The sequence below is a fragment of the Spiroplasma endosymbiont of Thecophora atra genome (assembly GCF_964019735.1).
In the GTDB taxonomy this organism is placed as follows: domain Bacteria; phylum Bacillota_I; class Bacilli_A; order Mycoplasmatales; family VBWQ01; genus Spiroplasma_E; species Spiroplasma_E ixodetis_A.
Genome location: NZ_OZ026464.1, coordinates 1351477 through 1367940, shown reverse-complemented (window position 1 = coordinate 1367940; position 16464 = coordinate 1351477). Strand labels below are relative to the sequence as shown.

The window sequence follows — 16464 nt, the reverse complement described above, 5'->3', positions numbered from 1 at the left end:
TAAAAATATCAATAAATGATAGGTGGAATGGCAACACTTTTTAGGACTATTTTTTGACATTTGTTTTTGGGATTTAATTGGTGATAAATATTTAAAAACTACTCAATTTGAGCAGTTTTATTTTAATTTATTAACGATCGTCACCATTATTAATAGTACCTTTAACAATAACATAATCACATTTTGTTAATGCAGATAAATCTTTACCGCCAGCATAAGAAATAGCAGATTGTAAATCTTCTTCCATTTCTTTATAAGTATCAGCAATTGAACCTTTATATGGAACAAGTATTTTTTTACCTTCAATATTTTTCGCTTCCGCTTTGTTAAAAATACTTGCTGATCCAAAATATTCTTTGTAAGATTGACCATTTATTGTAACAATTTTGCCAGGTGATTCATCATAACCCGCTAAAATACTTCCTGCCATAATCATAGTGGCACCAAAAGCTATTGCTTTAGCAATATCACCATTACATCTAATACCACCATCTGCAATTAATGGTTTAGTGGTGCTATTGGCAACATCTTGTAAAGCATTTAATTGTCAACCACCTGTACCAAATCCAGTTTTTAGTTTAGTAATACAAGCTTTTCCTGGACCAACACCAAATTTAATTGCATCAGCGCCTCATTTTTCTAAATCTTTAACAGCGGTTTTTGTCATAACGTTACCAGCAATAATAAAAGGTTTAGTATTTGTTTTAGTAAAAGTAGTTTTTATAAATTTAATCATTTCTTCCATAGCATTACTATGACCATGAGCAATATCAATAGTAATAAATTCAGGAATTAGATTCAGTTTGATTAATTGTTCAAGTAACTCTTTATCCTCTTTTTTAACACCAATGCTAATTGAAGCATATAATTTTTGTTCATGCATATTTTTAATAAATTTAATTTGATCGATATTAAAACGGTGCATTACATAAAAGTAATTATTTTTAGCCAATAAAATACATAATTCTTGGTTAATGACAGCACTCATATTTGCCGGAATAATTGGAATTTTAAAAGTAAAACCATTTAGTTTAACACTGGTATCACATTCTTTTCGCGATTTAACTATTCCTTTATTTGCAATTAGATTTATATCTTCAAAATCAAATTTCACATTCATTTTTTATTTATTCTCCTTAGTCTTTACTAATTGTAATAGTCAAAATATGTACATATTATTTTATAACGTTTTAAATAAAATGCTAAAGGACTAAAACACCATTAGTATTATATATTATTTTTTTGCAATTTAATTATCTTTATTATTAATTAAGTCTGATAATTGGTTAATCATTTTCTTTAAATTAGTAATTAATGGGTTATAAACATCAATTTGTGTTAAATCAACACCCGCATCTTTTAAAATATCTAATGGATATTTGCTGCCACCAGCTTTTAAAAAGTTAAGTAAATTTTCTTTTTTACCATTTTTAACATCTTCATAAAGTTTATAAGAAACGGTAATTGAAGTAGCATATTTATAAACATAATAAGGTGAGTGGAAAAAATGAAGAATTCGTGGTCATGAGTATCCTTTTCCTTTTTCTTCGTATTTATCTAATGCTTTTTGTCCATATTTATTAGCTGTATTTTCAAATAAATCAGCCAAAATATCGGCGTTTAATGGCACTTCTTTTTCTACTAATTTATGTGCTTCTCATTCAAATTCAGCAAATTGAATTTGACGAAAAAAAGTACCAATTACAGTTTCAATATGAGTTTGTAGTAAGTAAATGCGTTCTTGATTATTTGACGCTTTATTATATAAATAATCAAATGCTAGATGTTCATTAACTGTTGAAGCAACTTCAGCTAAAATAATTGGATAGTCAGCATTTGGATATTTTTGATATTTTTCTGAAAATAGGCTGTGAACAGAATGACCTAATTCATGAGCTAGTGTATTAAGTGAATTAATAGTATCATCTCAATTCATTAAAATAATGGGTTCTACGCCATTACCACCTGTTGAATAAGCACCAGTTCGTTTATTTGTGTCTTCATAATAGTCAATTCTACCTGGTAATAATGCTAAGTTTAATTGTTCTAAATATTCATCACCTAAGATACTTAAAATTTCTTTGATTGAATTAATACCTTCTTCAACACTGAATTTTTTGGTTGGTATTGTTGTCATTTTTAAACTAGTATCGGTACTATAAAATTTTTTAAATTTAAAAAATTTACGTTTTAAATTATAAAATTCTTCTACTAAAATAGCGTGTTTCTGTCCCGTTTTTATTAAATTTTCATATAGTATTAATGGTACATCATCACTTAATAAACTATATTCTAAAGTAGTTAAATGTTTTTTATTATCTTTTTCTTTATCGTTGTTACGAATTTTTATTTCTTCAACAGCTACTTCTAAAATACTTTCATAAACTTGTGCTAATGAATGTTTTTTATTTTTAATATCTTCATAAAATTTTTTTGAAATATCAATTCTTAATTGTTGATCTTTTACTGGATTACTATTTTCTAAAATGTCTAAATATAAAGTTTGTGTTAATTCTTGTTCTTTATTTTGATAATTAAACATTGTTTTTTGTTTATCAGCATAAACCAAACTATCATATAAACCACCAGCAGCACTTCTTGATTTACTAACTTTACTTAGTAAAGTTTCATCGTGCTCACTTAAAATAAATTTTTCAAATTTAAAGAAAACTTCCATATCATGTTTATATATCATTAATGAGGGATCATTATTAATCCAGTTTTTAATAGTTTGTAAACCAATAGTTTTAATTTCTGGTTCAATCCATGCTAATTTTTCCGATAACTTACTTTGTTGAGTCGCAAATAAACTAGATAATTGTTGCAATTCTAAGTTAGTTTGATCTAAATCTCCATAATGTAAATATTGTACAACTTTAGATCCTAACATTGATATTTCTTTGCTAATTGCTAAATATTTTTTAAAGTTATCAATATTATTTAATTTTCCTTTAAAAGTTAAAAGTTGATTGGCAAATTTATCAAACTCAGGTAAAGCTTTTTTTCAAGATTCATTATTAATAAATAAATGCTTAAAATCTCAGCAGTACTTTTTTTTATCTTTTTCATTTAATTCAGAACGCTTCATAGTTTTTGCTCCATTCTATGGTAATATTACAATACAATAATAATACAATAATATTGTTTAACTTATCTATTTTTGTTGTAATTTTCGAAAATATTAATTCAGATATATTGTAATTATTTTAATATTACCATTTAGGAGTGAAAATATGGATAAAAATATTCTACTTAATGTTAGTAGTAAACTTGAATTAAAATTAAAATTAACAGCGGTATTTGCTGATAAAGTTCCTCATGAATTGATTGCTAAAGAAAAAAATAAATTAACATTAATTTCTGAAGATAAAACTTATTACCTATATTTAGGTGATAGTAAAGGTTTAACTCGTAATGATGTTTATAATTTTTTTGTAAATTTTAGTAGTAATAATAGTCAAGATTTGGATATTGATGTCAAATCTTTTGTTACGAGTAATTTAGATGAAAGTATACTTTTACAAACTATATATGAAGCATTATGATTTGGTACTTTTAAAGAATATACTTTAAAAAGTAAAAAGAATGAAGAAAAAAAAGTTAAATATAATGTTGTTTCAACAGCAAAATTCCCTAGCTATACTTCACAACAACAGATCGAAATTCAAGGAGAAAGTATTAATTTAGCACGTAATTTGCAAGATATGCCACCTAATTTATTATATCCCGAAGTTTTTGCAAAAAAAATTCAAGATACAGCAAAAGGTATTAAAAATTTATCAGTAAAGGTTTTAGGGCAAAAAGAAATAACAGAGCTAAATATGAATTTATTATTAGCAGTTAATGCTGGAAGTAATTTTGATGCTCGTGTTGTTGTTTTGGAATATAAAGGTGATCCACAGCATGCCGATGATATTTTGGGATTAGTTGGTAAAGGAATTACTTTTGATAGTGGTGGTTATTCACTAAAACCTTCTTCAGCAATGAAAGGTATGAAATTTGATATGTCGGGTGCAGCTAGTGTATGTAATGCTGCCATTGCTGCTGCTAAATTACAATTAAAAATAAACTTTGTCGCTGTTGCTTGTTTAACAGAAAATAAGATTGGTGGTCATGCTACTTTAGTAGAAACAGTTTTTACTTCAATGAATGGTAAAACTGTAGAAATTAATAATACCGATGCAGAAGGAAGATTGGTATTAGCAGATGGTATGACATATGCTTTACGTAAAGGAAAAGCAAATCGTATTATTGAATTATCAACTTTAACTGGTGCAATGCTAGTGGCATTAGGTAGCTATATGACTGGTGCTTTTGCTACTGATGATAAATTATTTAATGATTTTGATTTATCATCACAACAAACTAATGAGGAAATTTGAAGAATGCCAATTCATCAACAAAATATTTTAAATATGCGTTCATCTAAAATAGCTGATTTAAGTAATCTTTCTAAAGATCCATATGGTGGTTCATCAAATGCTGCTGCATTTTTAAAAGAATTTAGTGAAGATAAACCATTTTTACATTTAGATATTGCAGGAACTGCTTATAAAAATGATCGTGGTATGGGTGTATTAATTAAAACATTAGTTCAATATATGAAAAATTATAGTACAAGTAAATAAAGTTATAAAAAGGAATAATCATAACAATTATTCCTTTTTTATTTTATAAAAAAGTTATTTGACAATATTTTTAGTTAATTGGTATTGAAATAATATTTGATTCTATTTTTTGTAGTGTTTTTAATAATGGTGGTAGTTGAGAATTATTAATTTTATTAATATTTAATCGATTACTTGTATTAATAGTATCATTTAATTTAATATTTATTTTTTCTAAGATTTTAATATTTTTATCAAATTTTTCATAATAATTTTTGACTAATTTTTCTAAATTTTCTTCAGTAATATTTGAACTTAATTGGAAAAATGAATTATTTGAGTAAACAGACTGATAACATTTTTTAGGAAAATTACATATATAACTTAATGCTTGACAAGTATATGTATTTTTAAATCTTTCTCAACAAAAATCAGTAATATTAAGTTTAAATGAAAAACCAATTTGGGCTATTATTGCAACTATTATATTTTCTTTAGTTATTAGTAGCTTTAAATCTTTTATAAAATCTATTTTTTTGTTAGCACTTATTTGAGCAGTAATAATATCAAAATAACTATCAAGTGTCATCGAAGATACTATTGATATTAATCAAGTAAATAAATATTTAATATTTTTACAATTTAGCAACTATAAATTCAATTTTTGTTGAATTAACCATTTCGATAGGAAAAAAACTTGCTCATGGTGAATTTGATTGTTTATAAAATTCTATAAACTCTGGTGCTTCTACTAATTTTTCGGTATTATCTAAATTTTTATTGAATTGTATTGCCATTTTTTGATTTCCTTTCTGTTATAAATTATTATTTTTTTTATAATCCAATAATGTACTTTTTATTGAATTTTGTTGATTTGTTATTATTGTTTGTTGTTTACCACCTGTATTAATTATTTCTTTAAATACTGGTTGTTCTTTAATAATTTTTTTAATAGTTTCTTCAATTTTTGAATTTTCTAAATTATTAGTTTTAAATTTTAAAAAATCATAAAATTCAGTTTTAACTTGATATTTTTTAAATATATTAATTATTTCTTTTTCTTTAATTTCTTGATTAAGTTTATTTAACTTATTTTTTGCTTCATTAACTTTATTTTCTATTTCTTGTTGAGCATTATTTTCAGTTAAAGGTTCAGTTGTTTGTTGAACATTATCTTCATTTTCTAACATTTACATCACCCTTTATTATTTATTTTCTTTATTAATTTTTTCATTTAATTTTGCTAATTTTTTTTGATGTTTTATAATTTTGTTATTTGCTCTAACATGTTTTGGAGTTGTGATAAATCTTTTTAATAAAACAATAATTTCTCTGCAAATTAATGTTCCAACACTTGTTCCAATAATTATTAATTCATGTAAAAATTCTTTCATCTGAATATTTTCCTTTCAATTGTTTATTTTTAATTATTCATCAAATTGACCAGCATTAATTCTTTCAATCATTGATTGTGAATTACTTATAATTTCTACTAATACAGATATTTCTTTATTGAATTCTTCTATTCTTTCTTTATATGTTTTTATTTCCTGATTATAATATTCAATTATTTTTTCTTTATTCATAAATTATTCACCTCCTTTATAAACTCATGTGATTATAATCTCAATTTAATGAAGCATTATCATTATTTAATGGTACTTCGCTTATATTATCACTACCATATTGACTAGTTGTTTCACTATTAATAGTAAATCTATTGTCATTAATTAATCTTGCAGTTTCATTATGAAATGATGTTTCTTGCATTTCTTCATTATGATGTGTAATTTCCATAGGTAATAAATTATGAATAATTTCAGAAGCACCAGCAACAATAGTTGGAACTGCATAAGCATTATTAAAATCATTATTAATACCCATAGCAACACCACTTGATATTAAACAACCACCAGTAGCCATATTACAAATCTTTCTTATTGTTTCAAATTTATTAGGTATTAATTCAGTTAATCCACTAATAAGATTTGAAATACCATAAGCATTTAAACTAATATATGTATCTCAATCCATTAATGACTGATTTTCTTGTTTATTTAATAGTAATCATGGAGGACCTTCTGTTGTAGTTGTAGTAGTTATTGGAGTTGGTGTTGTTGGAATAATAGGATTAATATTATTTTCTGTTCATTTACTATAATTTGCTAAACCAATTGTTCCTAAACCTAGTAATATTTTTTTACTACTATTAATTAATTTAGTTTTAGTATTTGGTCTTTGATTTAAATTTCATATATCTAAACCTAATTTTTTACCAAATAATAAACTATTAATTGAACCTAATACTGGATTTGCAATTACTTGACCATAATAAGCACTTGTACCAATCATTGCACAAATTGGACTTATTCCAGTTCTAATTAATTTAGTTAAAATATAATTTGATTGTGTATTTTCATTTGGCATTATTTAACTTCTCCGTTCATATTCAATAATTTTTCTAAAACATAATGATTTTTATCAAATTCTTTAATAAGTCATTTTTTTGTTTCTGACGGATTTTTAGTAACAAGAATTAATCTTTCTATCATATAAATTAATTCTTGTTTATCTGTTCTATCAAAAATTACTTTTAAAATTTCATCTAACATAATTTATTCTCCTTTGTTTGTTTTTATCAGTTCTCTTATAACATCCAATAAGGAATCTACTACATAAGAATTTAATTCAAATTCATAATTTCTAATTTTAATTTTTTCCTTATGCATTTGTTTATGCTCCTTTAATTTTCTAATTTTTTAATTGTTACTTTAATTCAACCTTGATAAACATCATTATCACCAACTATTAATGCAACATTACTTTCTGGGTCCGAAACAATTATGTGTTTGGATTTAACATTTGGGTATTGTCTTAAAATAATTGCTCTAATATCATTACTTGTATGAATTACTTTTGGAAATGGTGATAATATTTCAATTTCATCTTTATTTTCAAACAAAGTAGGTAATATTATCATTAGTCAAATTCACCTTTTTCTATTTTTTCAATTAATAAATTTAAAATATTTTTGTCAAAATCAGAGTTTGTATAATTAATTTTTTTAGTTCATTTAATTATATCTTTCATATATTTAAGTAATTTTTCTTTATTCATTATCAAAGTCTCCTAAATTTCCTCAACTTCTTCTATTTCATTTATTAACTGCTTCTAATCAACAACTATTACAGGTATTGGATAAAAAGTTTTCTTTTACTTTATTGCACATAGAACATTTATCTTCATATTTCATATTATTTCTCCTTATTTTCAATTTGATTAGCAATTTCATTTAATATTTTTAATACTTTATATTCATTTTTTAATTCTTTAATAATAAATATTAAAAATATTATTAGTGTTATACTTGTTATTAATATTGGTACTATTAATAAAAATTTTCATAATATCATTTTTTACTCTTTTCATTTTTTAAATCATTTAACATTTATTGAACAAAATGCACGATTTTTAGGAATGTTTAAAGTGTTAAAGATTTGACCAGTTACAATAATTTCATCATTTTTGTTTAATAAAATACAGCGTCTATAAAGTTTTGGGTTATTAAAAATTAAAGTAACGTAGTTTAATCCATTTCATTGACCACGAACACTATAATATAATTCTTTATTACCTTTTTCGTAATATTTTGCTTCAATAGTGTTACTCAGTTTTACTGTTAATTTGACATAATTTGCTTTATCTTTCATTTTTATAATTCCTTAAATAATATTGAATATGTTTATATGCATCTTGTTCATGTTTTGTAAATTTTATATTTCCTTTATAATTTTCTATTTTAGTTTTATTTTTTGGTTCACTTTCTTGAAAATCTCAATTCATAACGTCTTCTACTAATACCATTAATGCACCAATAATTTTAGGTGTTGCTAATGGATTAGTTAATAATTGTTTTGAAGTTAAAAAGAAATTTTCTACAATAACTAATATTTTTTTATCAATAAATTTGTTTTTAGTTATTTGAAAATATATTTTATAAAAATCTTTACTTTCTAAAATAGTTATTGTTTTAAATGTTTTATTTAAAACAATACTATTAGTTTCATTTGAATATATAACAATTCCATTATTACCAATACCAGCGGGGTCAATTCCAATAATTAAGTCATATTGCATAATTAATCAAATTCACCATTTTGAATTTTTTCTTGTAATTTCATTATTAATTTAAGTTTTCAATTACTAATATTAATTTTAATTTCATCACTAATATCATCTTTAAGTAATTCCATAAATTCATTATCAAGATAATAAATTAATTTTTCTTTATCCATATTTATACCTCCTACTTAACCTAATATTTAAAATACAGTCATAACAAATCGCTTTACTATTTTTATCTCTTAAAAAATATTTTCTTGTTTTTATATCATTAGTATTAAAGAATAAATAATCTAATTTATTTTGTTTACATGTTCAACAAAAATACTTTTTCATTATGAGTTGAAATTTCCTTATAAGAAGTAACTAAATAATTAATTGGTAAATCATCATGTTTATATGGATTATTTATTTTAAAACCTTTTCTGTTTTCTTCTCACGTAATGTTATATTTAAAACAAGGATTAGTAATTTTAGTTTTGTTATCAGTTATTTCACCCATAAATCAACTATTATGCTGTTCATAAAATGTTAATGGTTCAAGTTTTATATCATTAAGATAATATTCTTTTGGAGTAATTGGTTTATTAACAGTTATTTTTTGGTCTTTAATATATGGTTCTAATAATTTTATTAATTCATTACCACTTAATTCTCTTTTAATATTTTCTAAATTAAAAACTCAATATGTGTAACTGTTATCAACAATAAAAGAATTATTTTTAATCATTCATTTTGGAAGTGATAATTTATATTCAACATAATCAATAAGAATAGATTGTGGTTTATCTTTAACAATTTGTTCTTTTTTAAATTCTATTTGCATAATAATCCTTTCCTAATATGTTCTGTTGCTTCTAGCATAAAGAACATATATTTTGATGTTTAGATTATTAATACTACTACTATTCGTTTTATTCATTCCATGAAAACTGGGCTCAAAAATAAATTGTGAAATTTTAAAAAACATTGAGGCATTCGATTCAATATTTATTTAATTTGTGTTAAACAAATTAATATTTTAATTGAACCGGCCCCGCTCAATTTTTTTTACAAGTTTGAAATTTATTTTCTCGCCCAAAAAAATTTTTCAAAAAAAATAAAAAATAAAACCAACACTTGCTCACTGGGGAGTGGCAAGGTTGGTTAAATAAAGAATAGAATTAATACAATAGGTCCCTACAACAGGTCTATATATACTAGTTTCCAATTCGCTCCCACCCCAAGAATTACCATTTCTGGTTAGTATATTTTATTAGGTATCACTCCACTTTTTATTTATCCATGCAAGTCCACATGCTAGCTACTATTTTTAACAACTGTGTTGTAGTTCACTTTTTTAGTTCCCTAACACGTGTTGATAATAGTGTTAAAGAGGTTTATTAAAAATTTTAAAATTTTACAATTACAAAAAAAGACAAGATTTTTATTCTCGTCTTTTGTCATTTATTTTTAATTTAAGGGTTTAAAAAAGAAAGGAGCTATTTTTAAAACTTTTTAGTTATCGACATCTTCGACACGCTCCCAATTTATGCATTGTCATAATAATGAGTGTTTAATATTTTTTAATCCATTTTCAAATAGATTAAATTTTAATTTAAAAATTATTAATGCTAAAAAGGATACAATAATAGTTTCAAGAGCAGTAAAAGTTTTAACAAAGGATGTTGGAGTTAAAGGTAAATCATTGGCTATATCGTTTTTTATAATACTTATAGAACTAGCAAAAGATACTCCGCTAGTGAAAACTGCGAAAGTAGCAATAATTTTTATTAATTCATTAGTAATTATTGAATATGCTTTAAGATTGTTATTAATGTTTTCTTCAATGGTTAATATAATATTATTTTCAGTATTATTATTTAAAAGAGTTTTAAACTTTGTAACTAATTGTTGACATAAGTTTGAAAACTCTTTCATTTGTGTTTCTAATGTATTTTTATTTGTTTCAAGAATATTAATTTTAGTTTTTATTTCCTCAAAATTAAGGTTAGTTATTTCAGTAGTATTAGTAAATACTTTATCTTTTATTTTATTTCATACTTTATAAAATAAAGTTTTTTCTAATTGACTATTACCGAAATTTGTTAAACATTTCTTTAGAAATGAAACAAAGAGTGAAATAGTAGTATTGCCAAGTACTTCTCATTTAATTAAAGTAGTAAATGTCTTTTTAAAATCTATATCCTCATTACTATTTACTTGAGTACTAATAATGTTTAAACTAGCAATTGTAATAATAGCTGATGATATTCATAGCGATCCCGAAACTAAATGTTTAATTTCTTGGTAAAATCCATTAGTTCAATTTTTAATAGTTTGTTTTCATGTGCTAGTATTATTTGATAGTGGTAATAAAGGTGTGGTTTCAGTTATTAATGATAATGGCATTAGTATTCTCCTTAATTACTTAAAATATTTGTTTTTCTTTTTAATCTTTATAATAAATTCTAATAAAATATTTTATACAATATTTACTTTTAATGTTATTTATAAGATTACTATTATCAATATTATAAGTTTTCGTATAAATTAAATAATTAATTATTACTTATTTATAGCTGAGTTATACTTGTAAGTGCAAGTAAATAAAATTGCAAAAAATTCTCATATAAAAATTTCATAATGCTAAATTTAGTTTAGAAAAAAGTAAGGAGTTTTTATATGAGTTATAAACATCTTGGCATAGATGAAAGGATTTATATTGAGAATCAATTGAAATTTAAATTTAAAATTAGTGAAATAGCTAAAAATCTTAATCGAAGTATTAGTACTATTATTCGAGAAATTAATAGAAATAAAGATAATAATCATTATTTTTCATTAATTGCACAAAATAAAGCTGAAAATCGAAAACAATCACATATTAGTTTTCATAAGTTTAAAAATAAGAATTTAGTAAAATATGTACAACAAAAATTACTATTAGGTTGATCACCTGAACAAATTTATGGCAGAATTAAAAATTTTCATAAAGAGTGAGTTATTAGTTTTAAAACAATTTATACTTGAATTTATTTTGGAATGCTTGATAAAGTTACTAGTAAAAATTTAAGAAGAAAAGGTAAAAAACGAAAATCTAAAGAAAATCGTGGCAAGTTTAATGGTAAATCAATTAAAGAACGAGATATAAATGTTAATGATCGTATAACACTTGGTCATTGAGAAGGAGATACTATAGTATCATCACGAGGTAAAAGCAAATCATGTTTAATAACTTTAGTTGAAAGAGTATCACGATTTACTTTAGCAATATTAGTTAAAAACAGAACTACTAAAGTTATTAATAAAAATGTTAGTTATTATTTATCAATTCTTCCTAAAAACATTGTTAAAACTATTACTTTTGATCGTGGCAAAGAATTTTCAAATTGACAACAACTTGAAAAAAATTTAGATATAAAAATTTATTTTGCCAATCCATATTCACCTTGACAAAGAGGTACTAATGAAAATACTAATGGTTTAATTAGAGAAAAATTTCCTAAAAAATTTATTTTTTCAAAAACTAATAAAAATGAAGTTCATAAATTTATATTGTCTTTAAACCAAAGACCAAGAAAAATACTAAATTATCTTTCACCAATCGAATATTTGGATAGAAAAATAATTTAGTTGCACTTACCTTTACAATTTAGCATATAAGAATAAAAAGATAAAATTTGTTAAAAATAATGTTAATTTTAAATAATTTCATTAATTTTTTTGACTTTAACTATTTTATTGTATATCATTCATTTATCTTTAAATCATTATTTGTTCTGCTAATTAAGATGGTCACACAAAACATGTGTGTATAAATATTTAGGAGGAAAATAATATATGATCAAAAATATGAGGAAATTATTATCATTAATGTCTATTTTAGGATTTTCAACAGTAACAGTAACGAATGTAGTTGCTTGTACTTCTGCTGATACTTCTATAAAACATGAAACAAAAAAGAATGGACTTACTTGATATCCACCAGATAATATGGAAAATATTATTAAAGATATCAATAATACAATTATTCCAAAAAATGGATGAGTAGCAGATGGTAATTATGAAATACCAATTTCCATGAAGGATTTGATTCAAAAAGAATATGATAAATATTTTACTGGCAAAGAAGGTACTTTAAAACCAATAAAGACTGTTGCTAAAGATGAAAATATAGTAGATTCTTTTCAAGACATTTATACTAATAGTTCTAATACCAAACAAATTTATCAAACGCAATCACAATCTAAAACTATTACTAATACTAATACTTTTTCTTGAAAAACATTAGAAAAAATTGGAGTTAAAGTTAAAGCTGAATTTAAAATTCCTTGAGTTGGTAAAAGTGATGTTGAAACTAGTGCTGAATTTGCTTCAGAGCAACAAGGAACTAAAACTACTAGTGATAGAAACATTAACTAATCCAAGTCAATCATTTAAATTAAAATCACATTCAATAGGAACAGTTTTATATACTATTAAGCAAGGAACGTATCATAATGAAGGGAAAATTAGTTATCCAGTAAATTTAACTGATACTATTAGTTCTTCATATTATTGATCACAAACGGGTCAATGAAGTAAAAGTGATTATACTATTAAAGATTTGATTAAACTTTTAGTTGATAACGGTTATAAAGAACAACTTAAAATTGGTTCTAACACTTATTCAATTATTTCAACAGATAATCCCGATAACCCAAAAACTGTTTTTTTAAATTTACCTATTTCTTGAGATTCACAGGGTGGAAAATTAAATGTAACATTTGATGAAAAGTCTTTATAGTTTAATATGAATATAATCTTAGTTAATCATTAACTTTTTTTAATAAAATTGAAGTTTAAACTTCAATTTTATTTTTTTGTATTAATAAATAATTAATGTTTTTATTTTGTTTAATGAATTTTTCTTCATATTCAGTTTTAATAAATGCTTCATCATTTTTTATTATATTATTATCTTGATGTAGATTAATTGTATATTCTAATAAATTTCATTTATTTTTTTCAAATTCTAAAAGTGAATAATTAAATAAATTGTTATTATCTGTTTTAAAGTGAAGTTGACCATTTTTTATTAAAATTTTTTTGTATATTTCTAAAAATTTTTGGTATGTTAATCTTCTTTTAAAATGTCTTTTTTTAGGTCATGGATCAGAAAAATTTAAATAAATTTTATTAATTTCATTATTGGCAAAAAAATCTTTTAAATTTATGGCATCTTCTATAATTATTTTTAAATTACATAATTTATTTTCAATTAATTTTTTTAATAATATAGTTACAATAGAAATATTTTTTTCAATAGCAATATAATTTTGATTTGAATTTTGTTTAGCAAGATTTATAATGAAATTTCCTTTGCCACTTCCAATTTCAATATTGATTGGATTTTTATTTTGAAATATTTTTTTATTTCATTTCCCTTTGTAATTATAGGGATCATTAATACATAAATTATTATGTGTTAAAATAAATTCTTTTGCTCATGGCTTATTTCTTACTCTCATTGTAATTCCTTTTCTAATTTAATCAACATAGTTGTTATAAAAGTGTAACTTACTAATTTTAGAATTATATCAAAATTGAAGTTTAAATATCTTTTGCTAAAAGAATTTCATTATTATATTTATATCATGTAATATTTTTATTTAAATAAATTTTGTGAAATATTATAATTATATATTACCTTTTACTTTTTTAAAGTAAGAAAATAATAAAAAAATAATGGTATTTTATTATTTTTTTAATAAAAATCTTTATTTTTTACAACTAAATTAATAGTTAAAAGATTATGAGCAAAAAACCCATTATTTTTTTTGTTTTTTTTGTATTTTGCTATTCCCTTTTACCATTACACTATGTTATACTTACAAGGCGTGATTGTTATGTATAAATGCTGATACACTGATATCAGTTGTCATTATATCACATGTTTTGTTCTTTATTTTATTAAAAATCGTTCTAAGGAGGATATAGCCAATGGCAATCATAGGAGACAAAGTAAAAATTCGTTTAGAAAGTTATGATCACTCAGCTATTGACCAAATAGCACAGAAAATTAAAGATGTGTTAAAAAAAGAAGGTGCTAAAGTGGTAGGTCCAATTCCATTACCAACTCATAAAGAAATTTTCACTATTCTTCGTTCACCGCATAAACATAAAGATTCACGTGAACAATTTGAAAAGAGAACTCACAAAAGAATTATTGGTGCTCAATTATCACCAAAATCTTTAAATGCTCTAAGTGGACTTACTATCCCTAATAGTGTTAGTATCTCTTTGATAATCGAATCTAAAGATGAAAAAAAATCAACTTTAAATCAAGTATCAAAAAAGATTAATAAAAAAAATTATTAAAATCGATAAATATTAATTATTTACAACATATTCCAAGGAGGAAATTATGAAAGGAATCTTAGGTAAGAAACTAGGAATGTCACAAGTTTTCTTAAACAACGGACAACTAGTTCCAGTAACAATTATCGAAGTACAACCAAATGTAGTAAGTCAAGTTAAAACAAATGTAAAAGACAAATATAGTAGTTTACAACTTGCAACGTTCGATCTTCGTGTTACTTTATCAAACAAACCAACAATCGGACACTTTAAAAAAGCCGACAGTCAACCTAAGCGCTTCGTGAAAGAAATTCGTAACATGAACGGATTTAATCATAAAGATCTTATTAATGTTGCTGACGTATTCACAGCAGGTGAATTCGTTGATGTTCAAGGAACTTCTAAAGGTAAAGGATTTACAGGACGCATTAAACGTCATAATCAATCACGTGGTCCAATGGGTCATGGATCAGGTTTACATCGTCAAATGGGTTCAACAGGTTCTATTAATGCTAACCGTGTGTTTAAATCACAACCAATGCCAGGGCAAATGGGAAATGTTAAACGTAGTGTTGCTAACTTAGAAGTTATTAAAGTAGATAAAGAAAATAATTATCTTTTAGTAAAAGGTTCAGTTCCAGGACCAAAACAAGGCTTTCTTGTTATTAAACAAGCAGTTAAAAAACCAATTCTCAAAACCCCAGTATCATTAGTTGTTAGAAATCAAAATACTACAACCGAAGTTACTGATGGTCAATAAAGTTAATTATGGAGGATAGCAAAATGAAAATTAATGTTGTTAACAACGCTGGAACAAAAGTTAGCGAATTAACTTTAAACGAAAAAATTTGAGGAATTGAACCCCACAAGCAAGCGCAGTTTGATAGTTTATTAAGTTATAATGCTACAAAACGTCAAGGAACACACGCTGTTAAAAGTCGTGCTGAAGTTGCTGGCGGTGGTAGAAAACCATGAAAACAAAAAGGAACAGGTAATGCGCGTCAAGGCTCAATTCGTTCACCACAATGAAAAGGTGGGGGGATTGTTTTTGGACCAAATACTGATCGTAATTATTTAATTGGATTACCAAAAAAAGTAAGAAGATTGGCAATAAAATCAGCATTGGCTGCCAAATTCCAAAATAAAAACATAGTTGTAATTGATGAATTAAACTTTGAAAAACCTTCAACTAAAATTATGTTAGAAACTTTAAAAGTTTTAGAATTAGCAAACAATAAAACACTAATTGTTTCAGGAATAAGCAATAAAGAAACAGTTATTAAATCAGGTCGCAATTTACCTAGAACAACAACAATCGCTGCTAATAGTATTAATATTTACGATTTATTAAATGCTAAAAAAGTATTGTTTACTACTGAGGCAATTAAAATCGTTGAGGAGGCTTTAATTTAAT

The 16464-nt window shown here is 23.9% G+C and carries 26 protein-coding genes and 1 pseudogene; 7 read left to right on the top strand and 20 right to left on the bottom strand.

The window, feature by feature from the left end:
• Positions 1-130 precede the first annotated feature (130 nt).
• Both AACL05_RS07890 and pepF read right to left on the bottom strand, forming a co-directional pair.
• Positions 131-1120, bottom strand: coding sequence for a GMP reductase (locus tag AACL05_RS07890; RefSeq protein ID WP_338961262.1), 990 nt, complete (start codon positions 1118-1120; stop codon positions 131-133).
• Between the two features lie 129 nt (positions 1121-1249).
• Positions 1250-3088, bottom strand: coding sequence for an oligoendopeptidase F (gene pepF, locus AACL05_RS07885; protein ID WP_338985977.1), 1839 nt, complete (start codon positions 3086-3088; stop codon positions 1250-1252).
• A 145-nt stretch (positions 3089-3233) separates the two neighbouring features.
• Between pepF and AACL05_RS07880 the strand changes: the two genes are divergently transcribed.
• Positions 3234-4628 (top strand): peptidase M17, encoded by a 1395-nt coding sequence (locus tag AACL05_RS07880; RefSeq protein ID WP_338961258.1) that lies wholly within the window; start codon positions 3234-3236, stop codon positions 4626-4628.
• 70 nt (positions 4629-4698) lie between these two features.
• Here the strand turns inward: AACL05_RS07880 and AACL05_RS07875 are convergent, their stop codons facing one another.
• The 17 genes from AACL05_RS07875 to AACL05_RS07795 form a co-directional block, all read right to left on the bottom strand.
• Complete coding sequence (locus AACL05_RS07875; protein ID WP_338985976.1) at positions 4699-5256, bottom strand: hypothetical protein; 558 nt, start codon at positions 5254-5256, stop codon at positions 4699-4701.
• Entirely contained in the window at positions 5243-5404 is a 162-nt protein-coding gene (locus tag AACL05_RS07870; protein ID WP_338961254.1) for a hypothetical protein, read from the bottom strand. Before AACL05_RS07870 ends, AACL05_RS07875 begins: the two co-directional genes overlap by 14 nt.
• Positions 5405-5422: 18 nt before the next feature.
• Positions 5423-5797 carry a hypothetical protein gene (locus AACL05_RS07865; protein ID WP_338961252.1) on the bottom strand — a complete coding sequence of 125 codons (375 nt, stop codon included), beginning with the start codon at positions 5795-5797 and terminating at the stop codon, positions 5423-5425.
• A gap of 15 nt (positions 5798-5812) precedes the next feature.
• Complete coding sequence (locus AACL05_RS07860; protein WP_174480113.1) at positions 5813-6001, bottom strand: hypothetical protein; 189 nt, start codon at positions 5999-6001, stop codon at positions 5813-5815.
• Between the two features lie 33 nt (positions 6002-6034).
• Positions 6035-6193, bottom strand: a complete 159-nt coding sequence (locus AACL05_RS07855) for a hypothetical protein (protein ID WP_338961250.1) — start codon at positions 6191-6193, stop codon at positions 6035-6037.
• Positions 6194-6209: 16 nt separating this feature from the next.
• Complete coding sequence (locus tag AACL05_RS07850) at positions 6210-7034, bottom strand: hypothetical protein (protein ID WP_338985975.1); 825 nt, start codon at positions 7032-7034, stop codon at positions 6210-6212.
• Entirely contained in the window at positions 7034-7219 is a 186-nt protein-coding gene (locus AACL05_RS07845) for a hypothetical protein (RefSeq protein ID WP_338961813.1), read from the bottom strand. Before AACL05_RS07845 ends, AACL05_RS07850 begins: the two co-directional genes overlap by 1 nt.
• Before the next feature lie 131 nt (positions 7220-7350).
• Positions 7351-7587, bottom strand: a complete 237-nt coding sequence (locus tag AACL05_RS07840) for a hypothetical protein (RefSeq protein ID WP_338961245.1) — start codon at positions 7585-7587, stop codon at positions 7351-7353.
• Entirely contained in the window at positions 7587-7724 is a 138-nt protein-coding gene (locus tag AACL05_RS07835) for a hypothetical protein (protein ID WP_281747958.1), read from the bottom strand. Before AACL05_RS07835 ends, AACL05_RS07840 begins: the two co-directional genes overlap by 1 nt.
• A complete protein-coding gene (locus tag AACL05_RS07830; RefSeq protein WP_338961243.1) occupies positions 7717-7860 on the bottom strand; it encodes a hypothetical protein in 144 nt (47 codons plus the stop codon). The genes AACL05_RS07835 and AACL05_RS07830 overlap by 8 nt, the downstream gene beginning before the upstream one ends.
• 1 nt (position 7861) lies before the next feature.
• A complete protein-coding gene (locus AACL05_RS07825; protein WP_338961242.1) occupies positions 7862-8020 on the bottom strand; it encodes a hypothetical protein in 159 nt (52 codons plus the stop codon).
• Positions 8021-8023: 3 nt separating this feature from the next.
• The gene (locus tag AACL05_RS07820) at positions 8024-8317 is read right to left on the bottom strand and encodes a hypothetical protein (RefSeq protein ID WP_338961240.1); all 294 of its coding nucleotides are present in this window, start codon (positions 8315-8317) and stop codon (positions 8024-8026) included.
• On the bottom strand, positions 8307-8744 hold the full coding sequence (locus AACL05_RS07815) for a hypothetical protein (protein ID WP_338961238.1): 438 nt from the start codon (positions 8742-8744) through the stop codon (positions 8307-8309). Before AACL05_RS07815 ends, AACL05_RS07820 begins: the two co-directional genes overlap by 11 nt.
• 2 nt (positions 8745-8746) lie before the next feature.
• On the bottom strand, positions 8747-8902 hold the full coding sequence (locus AACL05_RS07810) for a hypothetical protein (RefSeq protein WP_338957292.1): 156 nt from the start codon (positions 8900-8902) through the stop codon (positions 8747-8749).
• Positions 8895-9065: a hypothetical protein gene (locus tag AACL05_RS07805; RefSeq protein WP_338961236.1), complete on the bottom strand. Its 171-nt coding sequence runs from the start codon at positions 9063-9065 to the stop codon at positions 8895-8897. Before AACL05_RS07805 ends, AACL05_RS07810 begins: the two co-directional genes overlap by 8 nt.
• Positions 9037-9555, bottom strand: a complete 519-nt coding sequence (locus tag AACL05_RS07800) for a hypothetical protein (protein ID WP_338961234.1) — start codon at positions 9553-9555, stop codon at positions 9037-9039. Before AACL05_RS07800 ends, AACL05_RS07805 begins: the two co-directional genes overlap by 29 nt.
• 671 nt (positions 9556-10226) lie before the next feature.
• Positions 10227-11120 (bottom strand): hypothetical protein, encoded by an 894-nt coding sequence (locus AACL05_RS07795; RefSeq protein ID WP_338985974.1) that lies wholly within the window; start codon positions 11118-11120, stop codon positions 10227-10229.
• 273 nt (positions 11121-11393) lie between these two features.
• On the opposite strand from AACL05_RS07795, the gene AACL05_RS07790 reads away from it, so the two are divergent.
• The 3 genes from AACL05_RS07790 to AACL05_RS07780 all read left to right on the top strand — a co-directional run bounded on the left by AACL05_RS07790 (position 11394) and on the right by AACL05_RS07780 (position 13497).
• Positions 11394-12344 (top strand): IS30 family transposase, encoded by a 951-nt coding sequence (locus tag AACL05_RS07790; RefSeq protein WP_338960236.1) that lies wholly within the window; start codon positions 11394-11396, stop codon positions 12342-12344.
• A gap of 207 nt (positions 12345-12551) precedes the next feature.
• A complete protein-coding gene (locus AACL05_RS07785) occupies positions 12552-13133 on the top strand; it encodes an ETX/MTX2 family pore-forming toxin (protein ID WP_338961230.1) in 582 nt (193 codons plus the stop codon).
• Positions 13114-13497: a hypothetical protein gene (locus AACL05_RS07780; RefSeq protein ID WP_338961229.1), complete on the top strand. Its 384-nt coding sequence runs from the start codon at positions 13114-13116 to the stop codon at positions 13495-13497. The genes AACL05_RS07785 and AACL05_RS07780 overlap by 20 nt, the downstream gene beginning before the upstream one ends.
• Positions 13498-13552: 55 nt before the next feature.
• Here the strand turns inward: AACL05_RS07780 and trmB are convergent, their stop codons facing one another.
• Positions 13553-14221 carry a tRNA (guanosine(46)-N7)-methyltransferase TrmB gene (trmB, locus tag AACL05_RS07775; RefSeq protein WP_338961228.1) on the bottom strand — a complete coding sequence of 223 codons (669 nt, stop codon included), beginning with the start codon at positions 14219-14221 and terminating at the stop codon, positions 13553-13555.
• A 472-nt stretch (positions 14222-14693) separates the two neighbouring features.
• Between trmB and rpsJ the strand changes: the two are divergent.
• The 3 genes and pseudogenes from rpsJ to rplD form a co-directional block, all read left to right on the top strand.
• Positions 14694-14996 (top strand): annotated as a pseudogene (gene rpsJ / locus AACL05_RS07770) (30S ribosomal protein S10); the annotation flags it as partial.
• A 121-nt stretch (positions 14997-15117) separates the two neighbouring features.
• Entirely contained in the window at positions 15118-15810 is a 693-nt protein-coding gene (gene rplC, locus AACL05_RS07765) for a 50S ribosomal protein L3 (protein ID WP_174480934.1), read from the top strand.
• 23 nt (positions 15811-15833) lie between these two features.
• Entirely contained in the window at positions 15834-16463 is a 630-nt protein-coding gene (gene rplD / locus AACL05_RS07760; RefSeq protein ID WP_281748516.1) for a 50S ribosomal protein L4, read from the top strand.
• Position 16464 lies beyond the last annotated feature (1 nt).